The following is a 22,807-nucleotide window of genomic DNA, read 5'->3' as shown; positions in this document are numbered from 1 at the left end:
ACAACTGGGGCAGGTACAGAGGTTGTCAATTCTAACTAAAGCCAGGCTATCAAAACGGTTAATCAATAGTGCAGACCGGAACCTTTCAGATTTACAGCCAGTTCACCCAGTTTTGTATTCGGATGCTGATGACACATTTTAACCATTTTCGGTACAGCTTCCGTTTCCACCTCATGCAGGGGAACATAATCATCGCCTTTAAAGTCCGAATTTTTATTAACAATCACAAAGGCAATTGCCGTCTTGTATTGCTGACTCATATCAACGAATTCTTTACAGGTCATATCTTGTGGCGCAGCTTCCGTTGCCTGAGTAGCAAAAGCACGGGTCATTGGCGCCATAACAGAGGTCACAAGAATAGCTGCAGAAACCATCATTTTAATATTCACTATGCGCTCCAGAGGTAGCATTAATTTTTATCGGCGAGCTTATCAGTTTTTACCAGCGTCGCATTTCTACGCAGACTGATAAAAGCTAAAGAACTAAAGATCATCTCGACACCAATAAAAATTGAGGTAAATACATACGATCTGTCGGGATCCATATTCAGCCACACGCCGGCAATAAGCAGGTCAAAAATACCAATAAAAATGTTCCATCCATAACCCGGACTGTGGAACAGTTTGACCCCAGATGCGATACGAAAAATACCACCCAGAATAAACAGGCAGCAAAATACCATTGCCAATGAATTCATGCCTATCACAGGATTCACCAGGAAACAGTAACCCAGCAGTAACCACGCGATAGCAAAAAAGGCATAGGTAAATTTGGCTTTCAATTGCTTTTTACTTGAGCTAAACAGGCTATAAATAGAATAAAAACCACATACCAGGAACATAAAGCCAGTTGCATAGCTTAAATAAACACCTGCAGCAATCGGATAAATCAAGCAGCAGATGCCACAAATCAACATCAACACCGCCATAATCGTCGCATGCTTTTTATAATGAACGAGTGTTTTTTCATTAAACGCTCTCAGGCTACGCTGATTAAAAACAAACATACATCCTCCGTTATACATAAACGCAATGTAACCTGTTGACACAAGAATTATTACTCACTCAACATATGTTACTTACAATGGAATGATAAGACTTCCGCTAAGGAAGCGTATATAAGAACAAGAGAATGTCGCTATGCGTATATTCCTACACATGTCAGACATCTGACACTTGTAAGATTAAACGGTCATTATTCTATCGTGGTTCTGATTTCGCTCTTTAACATTATTTAATATGCTTATTGCGTTTGGTGACATATACCAAATTTATTCAGGAGAAAGTAATGAAAAAGATTATTCTTGCGGGTGTGCTTGCAACCATGATGGGTTCAGCACCAGTGATGGCTGCTACTGCTACCACAACTACTCCGGCGCAAGCTACTACCGCAAATGTACAAAAAGAAGCTGCCGATATTATGCAGGTCGCAGTGCAAGGCGCAAATGCGATGCGTGATATTCAGCTTGCTCGTTTGGCCCTGTTTCATGGACAGCCTGACAGCGCTAAAAAATTAACCGATGACGCCGCTTCCCTGCTGGCAGGCGACAGCAAAGATTGGGCGAAATTTGTAAAAACTGCGCCTAAAGCCAAGATGATTGACGATCAGTACGTGGTTATTAACGCTACGATCGCGCTGTCAGAAGACTATATTGCCACTCCAGCCAAAGAATCCGCTATCAAAACAGCGAATGGCAAAATGGCCAAAGGCGACTGGAAAGGTGCAGTGGATACCCTGCAACTCGCTGGTATCAGCGTGCTTCAGACCCAATACCTGATGCCCCTGAATCAGACTCGTAAAGCCGTTACCAGCGCGCAAAAACTGCTGTCTTCCGGTAAATATTATGAAGCAAACCTTGTGTTAAAAGGTGCTGAAGAAGGTATTGTGATCGATAGCGAGATGATCGGCGCAGGCCAGTAATACTCAGCACTACGGAGTGTTGAACCAGGACTTTCTCTCCTGATCGGGCAGCTACGGCCACCCGATCAGGGGGATTAATGGCTAATCAGACTGTCTATCTCAATCTCAATTTCCCGCATAACAGCAATAATCTTCTGCAATGCCTCCTGGCGTACTGCCAGAGGAAGATCGTCAGGTCGTCTGGATTCGAAAGGTTCGCACAGGTTTTGTAGCGCAGTGATGCCCAGAATTTGCGCCGAGCCATGCAACCGGTGAAGAGCGCGCAAAAACAGCTGAGGTTCATCTTGCAGAACAGCTTTCTCAGCCGCTTGTATATCATTCAGCGTTGCCTCGCGAAATGTCTCGAGAATCTCGTTCATTAGTGCGCGATCGCCGCCGGTATTCTCCGTCAACACATTGAATTTCAAATGCCGGATTGAACAAGGAGACGAATAACCGGTTTCGATTTTACTCAACTCATGTGTCAGTGTCTGAATCGACACAGGCTTGAACAGGCACAAATTCATACCATTTTGCAGGCATCGATCGCGTGACTGTGGAAGTGCGCTGGCCGTCAGTCCCCATATTTGTAAATTCGGCTGTTGACGACGTAGCGAAGCCGCGAGATCAAACCCGTCTTTTTTCGGCATATTTACATCGGTTATCAGCAGATCGTACGATTTTTTCGCCAGTTTGGCTTCTGCCTCCTCCCCATCACACGCTTCATCCACATTGTAGCCAATGGCATTCAACTGTCGCTTGAGCAGCAGGCGATTGGTTGGGTTATCGTCTGCAATCAAAATAGACAGACACGGAAGCGGTAACAGAGTACCAGGCGCATCGCCATCCGGTACAATCGACTGTCGAGCCGTTTCAACCGGCAGCGTTATGGTAAACGTGGTTCCTTGCAACGGGACGCTCATCAACTCCAGCGTCCCACCCATCAGCGTCACCAGTTCTTTACAGATAAATAACCCCAGACCGGAACCGGTTTGTTGACGCCCGCAACACCCCTGAGCGTAACGATGAAACAGCCCCGCCTGCTCCTCTTCACTAATCCCGCAACCGGTGTCGCTAATGGCAATGGTCAGGGTACCGTGATTCTCCCCGTCAGGCGTCAAACGGGCCGTCACATGAATACTGCCCTGCTCGGTAAACTTCAACGCATTGCCTACCAGGTTGGTGAGAATTTGCCGCAAAGCCTGCTGATCGACAAATACCCGTTCGTTTGCCGGCAACTGGCTAACGCAAGCCAGCGTAATTCCTTTCTGTCTGGCTAAAGCATCGAAAGAGTGGCACTGCAATTCAATGAGCTGCGAGAGATCCGTCCATTGAGGAACAACCTGGTATTTACCAGACTCAATCTTATCCAGATCCAGAATCTTACCGATCAGCCCAAGCAATGACTGGGCTGTCGCCCCGGTAAGGGCAATCGCCTCTTTTCGCTGTGCCGGGCTGAGTTCTGAACTCGACAGTAATTCCACAAAGCCAACAATCGAACTTACCGGGGTACGTAATTCATGGCTCATACTCGCCAGAAAGCGACTTTTGGCCTTGGTTGCTTCAATCGCTTTATTCTTTTCGTTTTCCAGTTCTTGAGATAATGCCTCTTTGAGATGAAGCTGCTCTTCCAGTAGCCGCTGAGATAGTTTCCTTTTCTTTACCTCACGGGAGAGTGAGATCCCCCAGATCAGGCTAATCGCTATCAGCAGCAGCGCGAATATCCCCAGTTGATAGAACTGTTTGCTATATCGACTCCATAAATCAACCTGCGTATTGGAAATTTTCGACCACTTCTCCGTCATCTGCAAAATCTCACGTGGCGGTATGGCCTGTAGCGCTTTATCCATAACAGACTTCAACATAGGCTCGTGAGAAGAAATCGCAAAACTTACAGAGGCACCAGGCATATCTGGAAGCCTAAAAAAGTGCATATTTTTCTGATAGTAATGATCGACCATAAACCTTGCTGACAATTCGGTAGCAATTGCCGCATCAGCGCTGCCCTCCTTGACCATGACCATCGCAACACTGCTAGTATCAGCATTAACCCAGGTGGCCTGCGGATAGCGTTGCTTCAGCTCGCTTTCCAGTACATGCCCGGCTGGTAGCGCAATACGTATCGGCTTCTCCAGTAGCGAGTCGGCGGTTTCCTCACGGGAAGTGATCATCACAAATGCCACATTCATCAGAGGATCGCTAAAGGTCGAATTGTGCGGGTTTTGATGAGTGAGCGTGATAGTGGGATACATATCCCACTGTTCGCCGCTTATTTGCTTTGTCTGCTCACTTTTAGAGTTAGCTAAAATGGGTTCAAAATCGAGCCCCGTTTGCAGATGAATAATATTCAGTAAATCGCCAAGAATACCGCGTAATTCACCGCTGCGATCGACCAGCGTATAGGGCGGGTAATCTGGGTTGATTAAAATGCGGATGACATGCTTTTTCTTCAACCACGCTTTTTCCTGAGTGGTGAAAGGTATAGGTGCATTCAGATAGGCAAGGTTGCCGCGGTTCAGCCAGTTCTGCATGACTTGCATATGAATTTCATTACTGATTGACGTAATGAAACCATCAAGAATATTTCTTAATACCGGCTGATCTTCGTTAACGACAAAATAATTATATTGTTCTTGCTTATCAAAGTAGTGCGTAATAACCAGTGATTGTGAGAAGTATCGAGAGATGCAATGGCTGCTGGTGATATTGTTACCAATATAATATTGGTTATCACCATTCACTACCGAGGCCATGGCCTGATACTCGTCATCATAAAATGAGACTTTAGCCTCAGGAAAAGCCTCCTGGATAACATCGAGAAAAGGGCAATCCCGCACACACGCGACGCTAACCTGATGGTTCGTGGTCAGCGGCAGCATAGTGTTTTTTAGTGATGTTACAAGCGTCGGCCACGTCGTCAGCAATACCGAAGTACGCAACAAATTTCCGCCCACATCCTGGCGTCGGGACAGTTGGGTTATCAGCGTATCAACATCGTTATTGGCGAGCGCGGCCAGCGCCTCTTGCTCATTATCATACTGCTTTATAATGATTTTCAGATTGAGGTTCTTTTGCATTAACGCAAGGTAATCTGCGTTGACTCCCCGATAATATTCGCCGCTATTTTGATAAACAATGGGGGAGACTTCAGGTAACTAGGTACCAACAACCAAGGTTTTTTTATGCGCTAACCAGTTTGTTTCTTCCCTGTTCAAGCTGATATTTTGTACTGAAGTATTATAATTACTTTTTAGCTCAACTTGCCGAGCTGAGCTTACACCCGTAGACAACCCGATGGTAAATATGACCATCAAAAAAATAAACAAGCGTTCCAGCATTACTCTATCCTATTTTATTTCTCTGCGCATAATCATAAATTTCCATTAATGATGAACAATCTAATTTTTCCATCAACCGGCTTTTATAGGTACTCACCGTTTTATTACTGATATTCATTTTGCTGGCAATTGAGCTGTAATCCATGCCATTAAGGATATAACGCAATACTCTCATTTCCTGATTCGACAACGTATCAAGCTTATCCTGCTCGCTGACGGATGAACCAGTAAAATGCTCAAGGGAAAAGGGAAAATAGCTATAGCCATTTTTTGCTGCTTCGATTGCGGCAAGAATATTATTCATACCTTCTTTTTTACTCACAAATCCGTTGGCACCGTATTCGGCGCTACGTTTACCGTAAAAAAATTCATTTTTGGCTGAAATGATAATGATTACACCAGCATAGTGCCGCTTTCTCAGCTGCTCCAGCACTTCGATGCCACTGATACCGGGAATATCTACATCGATAATCAACAGCTCCGGCTTAGTTTTTTCAACGGTTTGAACCACTTGATCTCCGCTGTCGAGTTCGGTGGTCACAGCGATACCATTAGTATCGAGTAAGTTGCGGATGGCAATGCGTGCCAATGGGTGATCGTCAACAATTATCGCGTTCATTGCGTATAAGAATCCCGATAAATAAAGAGAGGCGATGGCTATAGAGCAGGCGAGCCTTCAACATTATAATTTCTGAAAATAAGGCTTTATCAGGTAAATCCTAACATAATCACGCGTATATTTTATTCATTTTTTATAAAAAATGCAGAACAAGGTATAAACGCAACACTGTAATTTACAAATTTTAAACCTTGAGCCTATCTAAATATCAAACCATTAACACAACATAAAAGGAATATTCCTACACGCGTAGGACAAATCTCTCATTTATTATGATTTATTCTTAATGCTTTGGGACATATAACCGGGATATTGTTCATCAGAACTGCGAGGGGGGATATGCGAATAGCTATCTAAAAATAAATTTCATACCTGGTCAAATATGGAGAACAAGAGTACAAACCTGCTGAATTTAGAGAGAAACTCCCCGCAGCTCTGGAGCAGCAGTGCCACAGGGAGGCAGCGATTAATCAGGCTTTACTGGGCAATGCCCCTACTGCATGCGAGCTTTTCACAGTCAGTGTAACGACGGCAGAACACAACAGTGCGGCAATCATAAAGATAAAAGCGCTGTTATAGCTTCCGCCGCTACTTTGGATCAACCAGCCGATGATGGGCGCTGATACAACCCCTGCCATCTGGCCGCCAAAGTTAACAATACCGGATGCCCGCCCCATGATGTTGCTGGGAATGGTATCCATCAGAATACCCCAGAACGTTGCCATAGCGAAAAACATGAACAAGGCTGAAATACACTGATAAACCACCGCCATATCTGCACTGCTCACGCTGAAGGTCAGATACAGGAAACCCGCGGCAATAACAGAGGTTACGACATACAGCGTTTTACGCTGGGGTTTGAATTTGTCTGAGCAATAACCGCCTAATAATGTTCCGCCGGCCCCGAACAGGAAGGGAATGGCTGCCATGACACCGGTCTTTGCCAGAGAAAACTCTCGTACGGTAATCAGGTAGCTTGGCAGCCAGGTTGAAAAACCCCAGAAGGTGATATCAAACAAAAACCAGATACTGGCCATTTGCCAGAGCACCGGCATTTTGAGTACGTCTTTAAACGCGATAGCACTGGTGTTTTGCAGGCTCCCCTGGTCGTCAGCAGCCAGCTCCGCCAGGTCTTGTTGCGTAATGGCAGGGTGATCTTTCGGGTTGTCACGCGTAAATAAGTAGATACCTGCGGCGATAAACAGACCGGGAATACCCAGCACGATAAAAACCATGTGCCAGCCAAATGCCCCGATGATGCTTGCCGCCACGACTACCGCCAGCGCTGGGCCTAAGGTGTTTACCGTTGACTGAATCGCCGTGGCGCGACCACGCTCTTTCGACGGGAAATAGGTTGATATCATCTTCCATGAGGCCGACGGGAAACATCCCTCACCAATACCAAAGAAGAAACGTACTGCTAACATCAGCGGCAGCGTCAGCACAGCGCCGGTTAAGCTGGTGAACACAGACCACCATGCAATACCAATGGCCATGATTTTTCGCGAGCCAAACTTATCCGCCAGTAATCCACCGGGAATTTGAAACGCGGCATAACCAATAAAAAAGGCGCTAATAATTAAACCTTGTTGAGTCGTATCAAGATTTAAATCTTTGCCAATATAAGGGAGTGAAACGCTCATCACCATTCTGTCGAGAAAAGAGAGCAGCCACGCCAGCCAGATCAGTGTCAGGACGGTATATCTTGCTTTCCAGGTCTTGGGTTTACCTGAAGGTAAAGACGTTTGTAGGTTCATTGTGATGTCCTTAGGGTGTAGTGATCTACCGCGGCCATAAATAGTCGCGATAGATCCATGCGTGTTTAGCGTTATTTATTAATATTGTTTTCTAATAACCGTACCGCTACAAGCATAACTTTCCGTGCCATTGATTAAGGCAATGCGCCCATTAACCATGACAATTTCAATCCCTTCCGGGTACTGATTGGGTTCAACAAAAGTGCCTTTATCCGCAATTGTGTTCGGATCGAACATCACGATATCCGCTGCATAACCGACCTTCAGCAGTCCGCGATCCTGCAAACCCAATACTTCAGCAGGTTTCCCCGTCATCTTGCGGATTGCCGCTTCCCAGCTCAGACATCCCTCTTCACGAACATATTTACCGAGCACGCGAGGGAATGCGCCAAACACGCGCGGGTGCGGTTTGCCAGCCCCCATCAAGCCATCGGTACAGACGTTTTGTTCAGGTCGACAGAGAAACTTAATCACGTGCTCTTCGGTACCGTAGAAGTCGACCATCCCCACGGCGTTTTCCTCTTCAAAGAGCAGATCGAAGGTGGCGTTGTACGGATCTTTTCCACGCAGCTCGCCCAACTGGACGAGGTTCAAACCGACAGCATCCTGATTTTTTGCCGTTTTCACGCTGGTGACAAAAATCTGGTCCAAACCGGCAAAATCGATAAAGTTATCCCAGCCAGGAATACCCTGCTGAATATCGTCAATCATTTTGGCGCGCAGTTCGGGCGAGGCGAGACGCTCAAGTAATTTGTCTGTACCACCGGAGTGAACCCAGGGCGGCAGGATCACGCCGAGCATCGTGCTGCCCGCCACATACGGATACTGGTCGAAAGAGATACGAATCCCCTCTTTCTGCGCCTGTTCCAGCATGCCCAGCATTTGGTCGATCAGCCCCCAGTTTTTCTTGCCGCAAACCTTCATATGCGAAATATGCAGCCAGACGCCGGTGGCTGTGGCTATATCAATCAGTTCCTGGGTTGAGTTGATAATATCGTCAGCTTCACTGCGCTGATGCACCACAAAAATCCCGTCATATTTCGCCGTGACCTTACACAGTTCAATCATTTCGGCAGTATCACCAAAGGCGCAAGGCATATAGATAAGACCAGTGGAAAGTCCAAATGCCCCGGCTTTTAACTCCCGCTCAAGGACCTCACACATCTTCGCCACATCTTCACGGGTCGAAGGACGCCCATCCAGGCCCATCGCTTCCATGCGCACGTTGCCATGAGGAACTAAATACGCGAGGTTTGTCGCCGGATGACGCGATGCCAGCAGATTGAGATAACCGTCTGTATTTTTATATTTCCAGTCAATTTTGTCGGTGTCACCGTCCAGTCCGGCGATATTTTTACGCCAGGCTGGAATATATTCTTCCGGTAGCGGTGCTAAGGCGACGCCATCCTGGCCCAACAGTTCGGTGGTGATACCCTGACGAATTTTTGCCGACAGAGCGGAGTTAATAATGGCTGACAGGTCAGAGTGCGTATGGGTATCAATAAAGCCAGGGCAAACTATTTTTCCTGTTGCATCAATAACCTGCTCATTGACACCAACCTCAATTTGGCCGATTGCGACAATACGTCCTTCATCAACCATCACATCGGCAATTCTGCCTTCACTGCCCGTCCCATCAATTACATTTCCGTTTTTGAAAATGGTTTTCATCGTTATTCTCCATGGCGGTGCTGCTGAGCTACACCGCCTGTAAGGTAAGAGGTGGTTATCTTTATTTTTATTGGCGATAGAGTGTCTGGATAATGCTGTAATAGCCGCTGGCCGAGCCGGTTAATTGCTCGATCTCGATATACTCATCAATGGTGTGTGCCAGGTTTTCTCGTGAAGGACCGAAGCCGATGGTTTTGATTCCCGCTTCGCCCGCATAGTGGCTACCGTTGGTACAAAATGAGTACTGCGTAATGGTTGGATTAAAGCCAGCCTCACGAACGCCCGCCAACGCTGCCTGCACGAATTCGTCGGACTCGTCGTACACCCAGCCAGGGAAGAACCGCTCTCCCTCAATCGTGGCGCCGGTATAGCAAGACTCCTGACCCACCGCGTAGGACACTCGGGCCTTAAACTGCGGATCCTGAGCAATAAGTTCCGCAAGCGCATTTTCCAGCGGAGCAATCACGCTTTCTTTGGTTTCACCCACCAGCAAACGGCGATCGTAGGTTGCGCGACAGTAATCCGGTACCACCGAGGCCCCCGGGTACGGCGAAGATTTAATGTCGGTCAGTTCCAGAATGCCAGGCCCCAGAACCGGATGCGTTGGCGGCGTGATCGTGCGAATTTTGTCGATCAATTGCGCCATTTTGTACACCGCGTTAATCCCCGCCTGCGGGTTAGCGGAGTGCGCGGGTTTACCAAATGTTTCGACCACAATTTCAGCGCGGCCACGCTGACCAATTTTCAGGTTTAACTCGGAAGCTTCACCGATGATCACATAGTCTGGCTTATAGCGCTCGCTGACCAGGCGAGCGGCAATACCTTCGAAACACTCTTCATGCACGATGCACGCAACGTAGATTTTCCCGGCAAAATTTCGCTGATTGTCCTGACCGAAAAAGCCCACGGCGGAGATCATCGCCGCCACGGCACCTTTCATGTCAGTTGTGCCGCGACCATAAATTTTGCCATCTTCAATATCGCCGCCGTATGGGTTGCGGGACCACTTCTCTTCGTTCACCGGCACAGTATCGATATGTCCATCGAGAACCAACGTTTTCCCTGGCTGGTTGCCGACAATACCGCCAACAATGTTGCCGTACTTATCAACGTGGATGTCATCGAATTGGTAATGCTGCATCATTGTTTTTATGGCATTAACCACTTCACCTTCCTGACCGGAATAACTTTTTTGTTGGATCAGTGCCTGACAGTTTTTAATGACTTCTTCAATGCGGTTTGCAGATAACATGGGTTTCTCCGTTATATCTCTTAATCAGGGAATTATTTGTTGATGCCCGGGTACTGTCCGCCCCAGACAATATCCAGATATTGTTGCGGGTCGGTATCCCCTTCGGTGCTGACTAACAGCACGCGAGAATGCGCATCCAGCCCCAGTTGCTCACGCGTTTGCGCCAGTTCAGGTGAGGTCATCAACAGCGCCAGCAGACCGGTAGTAACCGCACCTGACTCACCCGAAATAATCTGTGGATCGCCTGCCAGCGGGTTGCCCAACATGCGCATGCCTAACGCTGCAACTTCATCAGGGCAGGAAGCAAATGCGTTGGCATAGTCGCGCAGCAGTTTCCAGCCGATACTGTTCGCCTCACCGCAGGCGAGACCGGCCATCACGGTTTGTAAATCACCGCCCACCGCAATGGCATCCCCCTCTTTCGAACGGGCTGAGCGGTAGAGGCAATCGGCAATTAACGCTTCGGCGACGATCACTTTCGGGCGATTCTCACCCCAGGCTGCCGTCACCATTCCCTGAACCATGCCGGCAAACGAGCCGACGCCTGCCTGCACAAAAATGTGAGTCGGCGCAACCTGATGCAGCTGATCTATCGCCTCCAGCATCAGCGTGCCGTAGCCCTGCATAATCCACTGCGGGATCTTTTCGTATCCTTCCCAGGCGGTATCCTGCACGACAATCCAGCCATACTTTTCGGCCTGCTCTGCGGTCATACGAACCGCATCGTCATAGTTCATATCGACGATCTCAGCGGTAGCGCCTTCGTTACGGATAGAGGTCAGACGTTGCTGCGAAGAGCCCTTTGGCATATAAACCACGGCGTTTTGCTTCAGTTGGCGCGCCATCCATGCCACGCCGCGACCGTGGTTGCCATCAGTGGTGGTAGCAAACGTGACGGTTTGCAGATCGTGGCGTACCTCTTCGCTGGTCATCACGTCAAACGGCAGTTCACTGATATCCTTACCAACTAATTCAGCGATATGGCACGCCATCGCATAGGAGCCACCCAGCGCTTTGAAGGCTTTCAGGCCAAAACGCTGAGATTCATCTTTGAGGTAGATATTTTTTACGCCCAGTTTTTGTGCAAGCGCCGGTAACGTATATAGCGGCGTCGGCGCGTAGCCCGGAATAGACCGATGAAAATTCAACGCTTTTACCAGTTCCTGGCGGCTAAACGGTGCCAGCGGCGCGTTCGGATGTTCGGTAAACGGTGTCTGGTTGATAAAAAATGATAAGTTTTCCTGCATCATAAAACCTCATTGTCCTGGTATTTCACTCCCTGTAATCGGTGCAATACAGAGATATTTCCGTTATCGGTAATGGCAATAGAGCAAAATACTTACCAGCTTTTTATGAATTGAGTAAATTCTTATAAATATTTTAATAAAGGCTTTAATTTCAATAAATTAAATAGAATTTGAAATTGACAACCAAAAATATCAACGCATCAGTTTATCGCTTCATTTTGATAAATTCTCATCATTGATAAATAGTGTGATCGCGGAAGATAAAATAAGAAAAACATTCAAAAACAGCGTTGTGGATTGATTTTTCGCAAATCATTTTTGCATTGTTTCGCCTATTTATCATTTTCCTTGAGAAATGTGACACACCGCCGGAGAAGTACCATGATTTCAGTACTCAGCAATATTCAGGATGATATATGCAATTACGCCGACGCTATTTCTGGCATAACGGGCACGGACGTTGAAATCATTGATGAATCTTTAATGCGCATCGCGGGTACCGGGAAATACCGGCATATGCTCAATGAGAACGTGGCCAAAAATGGCTACATTTATCATCACGTATTGCAGGTGCGAGAAACGGTACTGATCAAAAACCCCGGCGAGCATCCGCTGTGTCAGTTATGTGAAAAACACCACTACTGTTCTGAAATGCTGGATTTGAACGCACCTATTTTTCTCAATAATCGCGTGATTGGCGTGATCGGGATTATTTGCTCAACCCAGGCACAGCGTGACACGTTACTGAACCAGATTGATAAATTTGTCACCTTTATTGAGCAAATCGCCGTAATGATCTCCAGTAAGGTCTTTGAATGCCTGGAACGTTTACGCGCACAGGAAACGCTTGGCGCATTTCGGCGTCTGATCGATGCCATGGACCGCGGCGTGGTAGCGATTGATGGCAAGGGTCTTATCTGGCATGCCAATCATTCAGCCGATCGCATCCTCAACCGCGAGGTTCAGGGATTACCTCTGACCATTGAAACAACCGGGGACAGCCTGTATGGCGATGAAGAAGCGTGGCTGACGCTTGAAGGTCAGAAACATCATGTACTGTGCAAACAAATTTCGCTCTCCTCGCAGGATAACGATCGCTTAACCATGGTTATCTTTCGTGATGCACACGACTACCTGAGTAACCTTACTCCATCCCCTTATGAGTCCGACATACAGGTACGACTAATTGGTCACTCTCCCTCAATGGAACAGCTCAGAAGTACCATAGGTAAAATCGCCAACAGTTACGCCAGCGTGCTCATCACCGGGGAAAGTGGCTCGGGGAAAGAGGTCGTGGCATTTGCCATTCACCAGAGCAGTCCACGTAAAGCCGCGCCTTTCGTAACAATCAACTGCGCGGCTATTCCAGAACAACTGCTGGAAAGCGAACTGTTTGGTTATGTTCGCGGCGCATTCAGCGGGGCTGATCCCAAAGGGCGAATGGGGAAATTTGAACTGGCCAACGGCGGCAGCCTGTTTCTGGATGAGATTGGCGATATGCCACTGCACCTGCAGGCCAAGCTGCTCAGGGTATTGCAGGAAAAGGCGATCACCCGCGTTGGCTCTAATAACACCATCAATATTGATGTGCGCATTATTGCTGCAACTAACAAAAACATTAACGCGATGGTGGAAAATAATCAGTTTCGTGAAGATCTTTTCTATCGCCTGAACGTGGTCCCTCTGGTACTTCCTTCCCTGCGTGAACGCCGAGCTGATATTGCGGTCCTCGCACAGTATTTTGCCGATGAGTTTTCGGTCAGTTACCAGCGACCACCGCAAAAACTGCCTGATGACGTTATTAATCGCCTTTATGCCTGGCACTGGCCGGGTAACATTCGTGAATTACGCAACGTGATCGAATACATTTTTGTGATGCGCGGAGAAGCCGCTGGGATCAACGCCAGCCATCTTCCCCCTTACCTGCTTACCGCCGCTGACGGTAGAAAAACGACGATGACCGCGCAACCCCGACAGCTTGCCAGCAAAGGAAAACAGGCGGAAAGGGAGGCTATCGAAAACGTCATCCAGCGATTCGGCTCAAGCGTTGAGGGAAAAAAGCAAGCCGCGACAGAACTGGGGATCAGCATTGCCACGCTCTATAGAAAAATAAAACTGTACGGACTGTAAGCTTTCCTTATTAACTGAGAAGCCCGCACAACGCGGGCTTCTCATAGGTAGAACAGAGCAAATTAAGCCCGAAAATACTTAATCAAACACACCATTAATTACCGCGGTGACAATCGCCGTACTAAGTGCAATCAACACCAGATTGTCGCCCACAACCTGCCATTCATAACCTGGATAATACGGCAATTGGTTCAGCATAGAGGATGGAACACTTTTCTTAGCGATCCCCGGAGGAAGCGGCTTTCCTCGCGCCAGATTTTTGGCGATACCCGGAGGCAGTGACTTATAGCCCGTCAAACCATATCTGACGGCATACTGTCTGGCCACGTTATAGCTGATGTCACTATCAACATGGTCCGGCTTACCATAATTTTTACGTTGTTCTGCCGGCGAATTGCCTTTCTGGCTATTGCCCTTATTCCCGCTATTACCATGATTGCTACTATTTCCATGGTTGCCACTATTACCATTGCCGTTGCCATTACCGGGGTTAGCCAATACAGGAGTGGTACACATCGTCATCGCAGCAACGGCAACTACCGCTGCGACTAAAGTACGAAGCTTGGGCATGATGATTCCTTAACCTGTGGATACAAATAAAAATGTACGGTATCGCGTGAATACTGGCTATCGCTACAACTCCGATTTATTGGCAAAAAAGGGGAAAGCACGTAGCGCACATCACGCTATTCGCCTCGCCGCGGTGGAGAAAAGTTAGCCAAAGATGTTGCTGAACTGCTATAAAGTCTTTCCCTTCTGTCGGCTGGTGTTAAACTGGAAAGTGTGATCTTCATCATAACCTGCTTAAACAGAGACAAGAGACACTGCTATGCAACATATCATCGAGGGCTTCCTCAACTTCCAAAAAGAGATATTCCCTCAACGCAAGGAACTCTTCCGCAGCCTGGCATCCAGCCAGAATCCTAAGGCACTTTTCATCTCCTGTTCCGATAGCCGCCTGGTACCTGAACTCGTTACTCAGCAAGATCCAGGACAGCTTTTCGTTATCCGCAACGCCGGTAATATCGTACCGTCATTTGGTCCGGAACCGGGTGGTGTATCCGCAACCATCGAATACGCGGTTGTCGCACTTGGCGTAACGGATATCGTCATCTGCGGTCACTCCAATTGTGGCGCGATGAAAGCCATTGCCGATAGCCAGCCCTTGGATCCGATGCCCGCTGTCGCTCACTGGCTGCACTATGCCGATGCCGCGAAAGCCGTGGTCGAGAAAAAAACCTGGGATAACCCAATCGACAAAGTTAACGCCATGGTAGAAGAAAACGTTATCGCACAGCTTAACAACATTAAAACGCATCCTTGTGTCGCGGTTGGGCTGCGCAATAATGCGCTTCGTCTGCACGGTTGGGTGTATGACATCGAAAGCGGTGAAATCCGTACCCTGGATAAAAACAGCAAAACCTACGTTTCCCTTGCAGAAAACCCACAAGTGCATTTCGAGTAATTCCTCCACTGGAGCAAGGATGCTCTGGACATCTCCTCCCCCTATTTCTGTTAGTGGACAAAAAACGGACTTGCGACTAGCTTTAAAGTGGCCACTGGTGTTCCCACATCGGTTTTCGCACATTTTATAAAATATTGCGACAGGTCTCATTTCCTGAGTCGCAAACAGCTGTTCATACATGGTGCAGGCGATAAAAGGAGCCGGTACGAATGCAAGCAAAAATAAAAAGAATAATGAATATGTTATTTTATCATGAGTCGTGGGATATCATGCTTATTAAGGATAATGGCACACACTTATTCCCTGATAACACCCTGGAGATATTAAGCAAATCCACTGCACAGCAGTTAAAAAAGAAATATACATTTCAGGCTGACCCTTTTCTGGTTGAAAAAGACGATAAACTGTATGTTTTCTATGAAGCTCTTAGCTTTCGCAACTCAAAAGGCACGCTACGATGTCGCGTTCTTGACCGTGAACTGGTTGAACTTGATGATATTAAGCTTGAGGGCTTTGACGACTTAAAGTGTCATTTGTCATTCCCTTATCTGATTCATATCAACGATCAACTCTTCATGATCCCCGAGTCTTCAGAAAGAAAAGAGGTAATACTGTTTCAGTCAATAGAGTTCCCTGCACGCTGGAAGCAAGTTAAAGTTTTAATCTCTGATATCGAATTAACCGACAACGTATTTATATCAATTAATGAAGCCTGTTATCTTTTGTCCACCACGATGGATAATGAAATAATTATTCATTCGGCAGATCATATTTATGGACAATGGCAGCGGATTACCCCCTCATTGAAGGTGAGCAATCCTCATCATCGAGGCGCAGGAGCCTCCTATCAGGTCGAAAATAAAATGTACTTCCTTACTCAGGAGTGCACACCTGAAACTTATGGAAAATCAATCTATATCAAAGAATTAGTGACACTGAACGACGCTAATTTTGATGAGAACCTGATCGAACAAATCAATTCGTCGATCAACCACAGTGACGGCGTCCACACGCTGAATTTCTCAAATAACTATATTGTTTATGATACAAAAATAAACCAATTCAGCTTTTTATCTATACTTAAAAAAATATCTTATAAATGCATGGTGAGGTATCGCAACTATAACCTTACCAAACGTCACCAATAACGCGTTCTCTATGGTACTGGCGTGACTCAATCCCCGTTTATCTGGAGTCTGTATGGCAATTCTGGTCACTGGTGGTGCAGGTTATATTGGTTCACATACTGTTTTAACGCTACTGGAAAGAGGCGATGATGTCGTTGTTATCGATAATCTGGCGAACGCCAGCCAAACCTCGCTGGACAGGGTCGCGGAACTCACTGGTAGAGAACCTATTGTCTATATCGCCGATGTTCTCGACAGGCCGGCATTGAAAAACATTTTCGCCAACCATAACATCACCGATGTCATTCATTTTGCCGGGCTTAAATCGGTTTCAGAGTCGATAAAAGAGCCCCTCGCCTACTATGAAAACAACGTCACCGGAACGCTGGTTTTACTGGATGAGATGCTGGCCGCAGGCGTTAATCGTTTCATTTTTAGCTCATCCGCCACGGTATATGGTAATCCGGAAAGCGTACCGCTTAGCGAGCAATCGCGTACGGGCGGCACCACCAATCCGTACGGCACGTCTAAGTTGATGGTCGAACAAATTCTGACTGACTTCTCTCGTGCACAACCCGATTTCCGCATTACCTGCCTGCGCTATTTCAACCCGGTCGGCGCCCATCCATCGGGTCGGATTGGTGAGGATCCTAACGGTATCCCCAATAATCTGGTTCCGTACATCTCCCAGGTCGCGATTGGTAAGCTGGAAACCGTGTCGGTGTACGGTAATGATTATCCCACTCCCGACGGTACCGGCGTGCGTGATTATATTCACGTCATGGATCTGGCGACCGGTCATTTAGCCGCGCTGGATTGCCTGAACAAAGGCGCGGCTTACAAGGTGATTAATCTCGGTACCGGTGTCGGTTATTCCGTGATTAAGTTGATTGAAGCATTTGAAAAAGCAGCGCAGACTAAAATTAATTATAAGGTTGTCGCCAGAAGACCTGGAGACATTGCCGAATGTTGGTCTGACCCATCGCTGGCATATAAGGAGTTAGGTTGGAAGGCCATCTACAGCCTTGATGAAATGATGCGTGACACCTGGAACTGGCAAAAAAACAACCCGAATGGGTATCAAATTTAATGTTCACAGCAGCGAGCCTGACCGTCAGGCTCGCTGCTGTGTCTGACTATTGTACTGTTATTGTTGATACCCGGTACCAGCCGCTGTTCTGCTTCCCTTCATTGGCAAAGTTAATTCTCGCCGCACCCGACTTATCCAACATCGCAACCTCAATCGCGTACTGCCCTTTTGCCAGTCGGCCTGGCATAGATAACGCATAACTGACCTGATACTTACCGGGGAGCCAGCGGCGAATATCCTCCGCGGAATTCCCCTGTGCCACCACCTTATTAGCATTGTCCACAACACGGAATGCCAGCATATAAGGCAGATAAATCGGAGCGATACCCTCATTGTACCAGGTACTGTTCAATGTCAGCGTTTGTCCGCTGTCCCACACGGACTCATGGCTCAGGGACGCCAGGCGAAATCGATAGCCCAATTTGGTCAGCGCATCGTCGACAATAGGTCGATAGTCGCTCGGTATCGCTCTCGATTTCAGGTTAATGGTACTGGCGTGCTGTTTGACCGCCCAGTCAAAAATCCCCTGCACTTCAGCACGTGTATAGTGAAAGGTATTCTTCCAGTCCTGCATATACGAGCAGATCTCCAGGCTCACCGGCGCACGTTTCCATGCGTCATTGAACCCTGAATAACTCTGCTGCGCAGCCAGCAATCGCTGCGGGTAATCATCAGTCATATGGTTCCAGGAGTCCGAAAATACGCGCAGGTCCCCCCAACAGTCCGCACGCCATCCTGCCCCACGCTCCACCGCATTCGCCAGACTTTGTCCGCCGCTTATCAGCATGGTTTTTGGCGTCACCGGAAAAGCAGAAAAGTGCATCGCGACGTAGCGATCCAGTTGCGCCGTGGTGTATCGCTCCAGTAATGGCTTCAGGTTCGGGAAGTTGCTGTTATGCCATTCTCCCCATGATCCCACCATGCCAATATCAACAAACGCGAGATTCTCATTACCATCGTAGCGCTTACCAAATGCGTTCAACAGACGCTGGCTGTATTGAATAAACAGAGGATCGTCTAAATCCGGGGCAAATGTCTTTTTATCCGGCGTCCAGGTACCTTTCACGCCTTTTTTAATCAGCCAGTCAGGAATTTGAGAGCCGCTTTCCGGCTCTGCCAGTACCATAAATCGTAGCCCGACATTCATCGCTGGACGATGTGCCGCCGCGTATTTGAAGGCATCATCCACCAACGCAAAATTGTACTGGCCTTCGACTGGCTCCAGGTCCCGCCAGTAAAAACGCTCGTATTCAAATCCGGTATTGGGATAGTCCGCCAGCCCCAGCGTTTCACCGTATCCCTGATGAAAACTTGCCACGCCAATCCCCGGATTGGTTAGCGGGCCCGTCAATGCTTTGGGGGTAACGGTCGTCAATGCGGCCATGACCGTCAGCGGGAAAAACATGCTCAACAACGCACAAACCCATTTACGTTTCATCGCAATGACATCCTCCACCAATTTGTAAACGCTAGCGGTCTTTAAGGCTTAACCACCAGTCCCAGATACCTACGTGAAAATTTTGGAACACATCAATACCTAACGCGGATTTGATCATATACAGCGTCAGCAATATGCAGCAGGTGACGAATAGCACGGCAATCAACAGCAAAAATGTGAGCAGCATTCTCGACAGGGTTGATTCCTGGCGATGCTGACGGCGTAAATCTCTGCCAAACAAAAAAACCAGATAATAACGCTTACTGAAAAAGGGAAAGCTTCTGCGAATATCGATCTGATGCCGCGAAGCCAGCGTCGAGGCCAGGATCGCATTTTCCACCCCTTCTTTTTGTTCAGGGGTCAACCCCTGCGCAATCGTCTCATCAAGATGAGTATAAAATCGTTCGATTACGGGGGGACGATTTTGAGGACTGGTCAAAATTAACCTATATCTTTATCAATTGAGTGATAGACGTTAACCGTCTTTTTGGCGATTTCATGCCAATTGTAGTTTTGCAAATATACACGATAGTCCACGCTATTTGCTGTTACCCCTTGGCCTAATTTTTCGGCCAGACCGGTTACATCTCCCACCTTAAAATAGGTCTCGGCAGGCAGTTGAACTTCAAGGTTAGCAGGAATATCACTGACGACGGCCGGAAGAGAAAATGACATTGCCTCCAGCAGCGCAATGGGCAATCCTTCATGGTATGAAGGCATCACAAATAGCCTGGCCTGCGAAAACACCGCCTGCAGCTCATCACCACGTAAGAAACCGGTCATCACTACGCCTGGCGTGTCGGCGGCAAGCTTTTTGAGGCGAATGCTGTATTCGGTTGGATGATCCGCATCACCAATTAACACTAACGGCATGGTCAAACCGCTGTGTTGATAGGCGGCAATGGCATCATGCATCCCTTTTTCTTCCACAAACCGTCCAACCACAACGAGATAATTTTTCGGCTGCAGCCCAAAGCGGGAGAGCGTATTGTCGATGGTGAGCTCTGATAACAACCGCGGCTCGTTTACGCCATTGTGAATTAAATGCGCATCATAGCGACCATGTTTTTTCTGGATCAGTTGATTAATAACTTCAGAAATCACAATCACCTCGTTGGCATATCTCACCGCCCAACGTTCGCCCAGCAGCAATATTTTTTTTGCAACGAAACCCCATTTCTGACGATCGTAATCAGGTCCGTGGTGGGTGAAAACCACCTTCTTACCCATCACGCGTAAGAGTGGGATCACAAGGCCAGGGCCGATAGCATGGACATGCACAATATCCGAATGGTCGATACGTGTCCTAAACGCCGCTAAAACGGAATGGACAATAGCTTCCAGCGAGCGCTTTTTGGGTGCCCACAGCGCGTAGGTTTCGACTTTTTTATAGACCGAACGTTTGTAATTTACATATGGCGAGCGAGCAATCACGCAAATATCCACATCGAACTGCTGCTTAATAGCAGGATAAAGATTCTGACAGTGTGTCTCCACACCGCCCAATACATCGGGAATACCACGCGTTCCAAAAACCGTTATTTTTTTACTCATTCTATGGCCTGCTCAGCAGTTCTTTATACAGCGCCTGTAAGGTATCCATATGTTTACTCAGCGCATATTTTTCACTCAACCGCGCACGGCCATGTAAGCCCATATTCCGCGCCTTCTCTTGCGAGTCAGCCAGGACGTCCATCGCATTTGCCAATTCCTGCGCATTGCCTGGTTCGAATAAAATCCCTTCGATACCGTCACGAATTTGTTCCGGGATGCCGCCAATGCGCGACCCAATAACCGGCTTGCCTAAGGACATCGCTTCCAATATCGCCATAGAACAGTTTTCATAGCATTCAGAAGGAAGGATCACCGCTCGCGCATGCTTAATAAGCTTGTCGAGGGCTTCTCCTTGTTGCACATAACCTAAAAATTCAACATCAGGGTATTTGGCGGCTAATTCATCATGCAACGGACCGTGCCCCACAACTTTCAGCGGCGCGCTGTTCTGCATTTTTTTATGCGCTGCCAACAACGTTGCCACGCCCTTTTCACGGCTCAGACGGCCAAAGTACAGCATATAGCCCTCATCGCTTACTTCGGCCAGGGGACGACTGTCATCAACGCCATTGACGATGACATCAATGCGCGAATTTGGCAGCGTACGCAGCAGGATACCTCGTAAAAAAACACTCGGTGAAATAATCACATCCAGCGCCTGATAGTTTTGTGCAATGTACTGCCAGGTTGCCTCCAGGGAGAGCAGTAAGCTTTTTGAGGCTGAACCGTCCTGGCAACGATACCTGAAGGCATTGAAAACCGTCCCGGTAATACAGGAATCGCACACTTTGCCGTCGCGCAGCATGGAATACGAGGGGCACACAATCTTATAGTCATGCGCAGTCAGCACCGTTTTGCAGCCAAAATTACGCGCAACTTTAATCAACGCCGGTGTTAACTGATGGTAGATGTTGTGAAAGTGGACAATATCCGGGCGCTCTTTTTCTAATAGCGCCAGCATTTTTTTGCAGGCCTGCGAATTATGAATAAAGTTAACCGCCGTTTTGATACCGCCCAGCAGATTGCTCTCTTTGTGGTAGTCCACATTGCTGACGAAATAATCCGCATAGTCCGAGGGGAAATTATTATCATGATGCATAGAGAAATCAATAACCTGCACTCCGGCCTGTTTCAGCATATCGCGCTCTTGAAAATAAACCGTTTCCGCGCCGCCTTTAATGAAAAAAAACTTGTTAACTAATAATACTTTCATGGCGCCTGCCCCGGTTATTCATGAATGATTTTACTGTTAGGTGGAGTCAACGGATCGCGTACGGGATAAAAAATACCTTTGATCAGCCCCGCTGAGCGTACGATTAAGTTAATAACGCTTTGCAGTCCATCTGTTAACGAGCGGTTTTGCACAATCTTCAACAAGGTAAATGCCAGTAATGGTAGAAGCGCAACGGCAAACACGTTGATATTAAAGGTGAGCAGCGCCACAAATAAGAGAATAAGGTAGAGCGCAAATACCGCCTCATTCTTCACGATGTTGAATGTCTGGGAAAACCAGGGTTTCCCCCAACTACAACGCAAAAGCTCACCCGGAGCCTGGTAATAACCGCTGGTCCAGCGCCGCGCCAGCATCTGAAACGTCGGCAGCGTATGTGACGTATGGCTGAAGTAAGGAATATCCAGACGCCGCAGTTTATAGCCCGCTTCGATTAAACGCAGACCCAGCTCAGCCTCTTCATACGCGTGCAAATTACGGTTAGTCAGATAACCAATTTTCTCAATCGCAGAGCGACGATATAATCCACCACCGCCTAAATGGTCACTATCCCCGAGCGGATATATTTTATTAATGCGTTGCTTACGAGACTTAAATTCATAGTTAACGGCATCATCCATTTCAACGGTTCCCGCAACGCCTGCATATTCTGGTTCAGCCTGCAAAAAGGCGACGGCCTGATCCACAAATCCTTCTTCCAGCTCCATGTCGCCGTCCATCAACAACAGATATTCCCCTTCGCTATACAGATAACCTAACTGGTGCCCGACGCCACAGCAGCGATCGCCAGGGTCAGTTAAGGACACTACGGTCACCCCTTTATCGATCGCAAGCTGTTGGGTGTTATCCGTTGAGAGACTATCTGCCACAATAATTTTATGTGGATAGTCAATAAGCTGCTTACGGATGCTGTCAATCGTCTTCTCAATACATTTAGATTCATTGAGTGTTTTAATGCTCACTGAAATAAACGGTTTTTGGTCCATACA

At 47.6% G+C, this 22,807-nt stretch carries 19 protein-coding genes; 5 read left to right on the top strand and 14 right to left on the bottom strand.

Features of this window, described 5'->3' with window-relative positions; all coding sequences use genetic code 11:
• Positions 1-62 precede the first annotated feature (62 nt).
• Both OGX67_RS14875 and OGX67_RS14870 read right to left on the bottom strand, forming a co-directional pair.
• Positions 63-410: an HdeA/HdeB family chaperone gene (locus OGX67_RS14875; RefSeq protein WP_008321512.1), complete on the bottom strand. Its 348-nt coding sequence runs from the start codon at positions 408-410 to the stop codon at positions 63-65.
• The gene (locus tag OGX67_RS14870; RefSeq protein ID WP_044699615.1) at positions 410-1,006 is read right to left on the bottom strand and encodes a DUF308 domain-containing protein; all 597 of its coding nucleotides are present in this window, start codon (positions 1,004-1,006) and stop codon (positions 410-412) included. Before OGX67_RS14870 ends, OGX67_RS14875 begins: the two co-directional genes overlap by 1 nt.
• A 281-nt stretch (positions 1,007-1,287) precedes the next feature.
• Between OGX67_RS14870 and OGX67_RS14865 the strand changes: the two genes are divergently transcribed.
• On the top strand, positions 1,288-1,920 hold the full coding sequence (locus OGX67_RS14865) for a YfdX family protein (RefSeq protein ID WP_016150840.1): 633 nt from the start codon (positions 1,288-1,290) through the stop codon (positions 1,918-1,920).
• Between the two features lie 74 nt (positions 1,921-1,994).
• Here the strand turns inward: OGX67_RS14865 and OGX67_RS14860 are convergent, their stop codons facing one another.
• From OGX67_RS14860 to dpaL, 6 genes are all read right to left on the bottom strand, one after another.
• Complete coding sequence (locus OGX67_RS14860; protein WP_373371755.1) at positions 1,995-4,778, bottom strand: ATP-binding protein; 2,784 nt, start codon at positions 4,776-4,778, stop codon at positions 1,995-1,997.
• A gap of 463 nt (positions 4,779-5,241) precedes the next feature.
• The gene (gene evgA, locus OGX67_RS14855; RefSeq protein WP_003839762.1) at positions 5,242-5,856 is read right to left on the bottom strand and encodes an acid-sensing system DNA-binding response regulator EvgA; all 615 of its coding nucleotides are present in this window, start codon (positions 5,854-5,856) and stop codon (positions 5,242-5,244) included.
• Positions 5,857-6,326: 470 nt separating this feature from the next.
• A complete protein-coding gene (locus OGX67_RS14850; protein ID WP_003839760.1) occupies positions 6,327-7,613 on the bottom strand; it encodes an MFS transporter in 1,287 nt (428 codons plus the stop codon).
• A 78-nt stretch (positions 7,614-7,691) separates the two neighbouring features.
• Positions 7,692-9,284, bottom strand: a complete 1,593-nt coding sequence (locus OGX67_RS14845) for an N-acyl-D-amino-acid deacylase family protein (protein WP_257651587.1) — start codon at positions 9,282-9,284, stop codon at positions 7,692-7,694.
• 67 nt (positions 9,285-9,351) lie between these two features.
• The gene (locus OGX67_RS14840; RefSeq protein ID WP_003839756.1) at positions 9,352-10,536 is read right to left on the bottom strand and encodes a YgeY family selenium metabolism-linked hydrolase; all 1,185 of its coding nucleotides are present in this window, start codon (positions 10,534-10,536) and stop codon (positions 9,352-9,354) included.
• A gap of 32 nt (positions 10,537-10,568) precedes the next feature.
• Entirely contained in the window at positions 10,569-11,783 is a 1,215-nt protein-coding gene (dpaL, locus tag OGX67_RS14835; protein ID WP_008321489.1) for a diaminopropionate ammonia-lyase, read from the bottom strand.
• Positions 11,784-12,164: 381 nt separating this feature from the next.
• Here dpaL and OGX67_RS14830 point away from each other — a divergent pair, with 381 nt between their 5' ends.
• On the top strand, positions 12,165-13,913 hold the full coding sequence (locus tag OGX67_RS14830; protein WP_204583337.1) for a sigma-54 interaction domain-containing protein: 1,749 nt from the start codon (positions 12,165-12,167) through the stop codon (positions 13,911-13,913).
• 78 nt (positions 13,914-13,991) lie between these two features.
• On the opposite strand, the gene OGX67_RS14825 is transcribed toward OGX67_RS14830, so the two are convergent.
• Positions 13,992-14,483: an anti-virulence regulator CigR family protein gene (locus tag OGX67_RS14825; RefSeq protein ID WP_257651588.1), complete on the bottom strand. Its 492-nt coding sequence runs from the start codon at positions 14,481-14,483 to the stop codon at positions 13,992-13,994.
• Positions 14,484-14,742: 259 nt separating this feature from the next.
• Between OGX67_RS14825 and OGX67_RS14820 the strand changes: the two genes are divergently transcribed.
• From OGX67_RS14820 to galE, 3 genes are all read left to right on the top strand, one after another.
• Positions 14,743-15,378: a carbonic anhydrase gene (locus tag OGX67_RS14820; protein WP_003839748.1), complete on the top strand. Its 636-nt coding sequence runs from the start codon at positions 14,743-14,745 to the stop codon at positions 15,376-15,378.
• A 209-nt stretch (positions 15,379-15,587) separates the two neighbouring features.
• A complete protein-coding gene (locus tag OGX67_RS14815) occupies positions 15,588-16,526 on the top strand; it encodes a glucosamine inositolphosphorylceramide transferase family protein (RefSeq protein ID WP_071697091.1) in 939 nt (312 codons plus the stop codon).
• 52 nt (positions 16,527-16,578) lie between these two features.
• Complete coding sequence (gene galE, locus OGX67_RS14810; protein ID WP_286526706.1) at positions 16,579-17,595, top strand: UDP-glucose 4-epimerase GalE; 1,017 nt, start codon at positions 16,579-16,581, stop codon at positions 17,593-17,595.
• A 46-nt stretch (positions 17,596-17,641) separates the two neighbouring features.
• Here galE and OGX67_RS14805 read toward each other — a convergent pair whose 3' ends face one another.
• Genes OGX67_RS14805 through OGX67_RS14785 form a run of 5 tightly spaced genes read right to left on the bottom strand, consistent with a single transcriptional unit; the run spans position 17,642 to position 22,804 of the window.
• Complete coding sequence (locus OGX67_RS14805) at positions 17,642-19,033, bottom strand: DUF4832 domain-containing protein (RefSeq protein WP_086504457.1); 1,392 nt, start codon at positions 19,031-19,033, stop codon at positions 17,642-17,644.
• A 31-nt stretch (positions 19,034-19,064) separates the two neighbouring features.
• Positions 19,065-19,472, bottom strand: coding sequence for a hypothetical protein (locus OGX67_RS14800; RefSeq protein WP_016150846.1), 408 nt, complete (start codon positions 19,470-19,472; stop codon positions 19,065-19,067).
• A 2-nt stretch (positions 19,473-19,474) separates the two neighbouring features.
• Positions 19,475-20,587, bottom strand: a complete 1,113-nt coding sequence (locus OGX67_RS14795; RefSeq protein ID WP_003037168.1) for a glycosyltransferase family 4 protein — start codon at positions 20,585-20,587, stop codon at positions 19,475-19,477.
• Position 20,588: 1 nt separating this feature from the next.
• Positions 20,589-21,800: a glycosyltransferase family 4 protein gene (locus OGX67_RS14790; RefSeq protein WP_257651589.1), complete on the bottom strand. Its 1,212-nt coding sequence runs from the start codon at positions 21,798-21,800 to the stop codon at positions 20,589-20,591.
• A 14-nt stretch (positions 21,801-21,814) separates the two neighbouring features.
• A complete protein-coding gene (locus OGX67_RS14785) occupies positions 21,815-22,804 on the bottom strand; it encodes a glycosyltransferase family 2 protein (RefSeq protein ID WP_257651590.1) in 990 nt (329 codons plus the stop codon).
• Positions 22,805-22,807: the final 3 nt, after the last annotated feature.

Origin of the sequence: Citrobacter sp. Cf118 (assembly GCF_030334095.1) — a bacterium.
Lineage (GTDB): Bacteria > Pseudomonadota > Gammaproteobacteria > Enterobacterales > Enterobacteriaceae > Citrobacter > Citrobacter freundii.
Note: the sequence above shows the minus strand (reverse complement) of the source record. Positions and strands in the feature narration are given on the sequence as shown.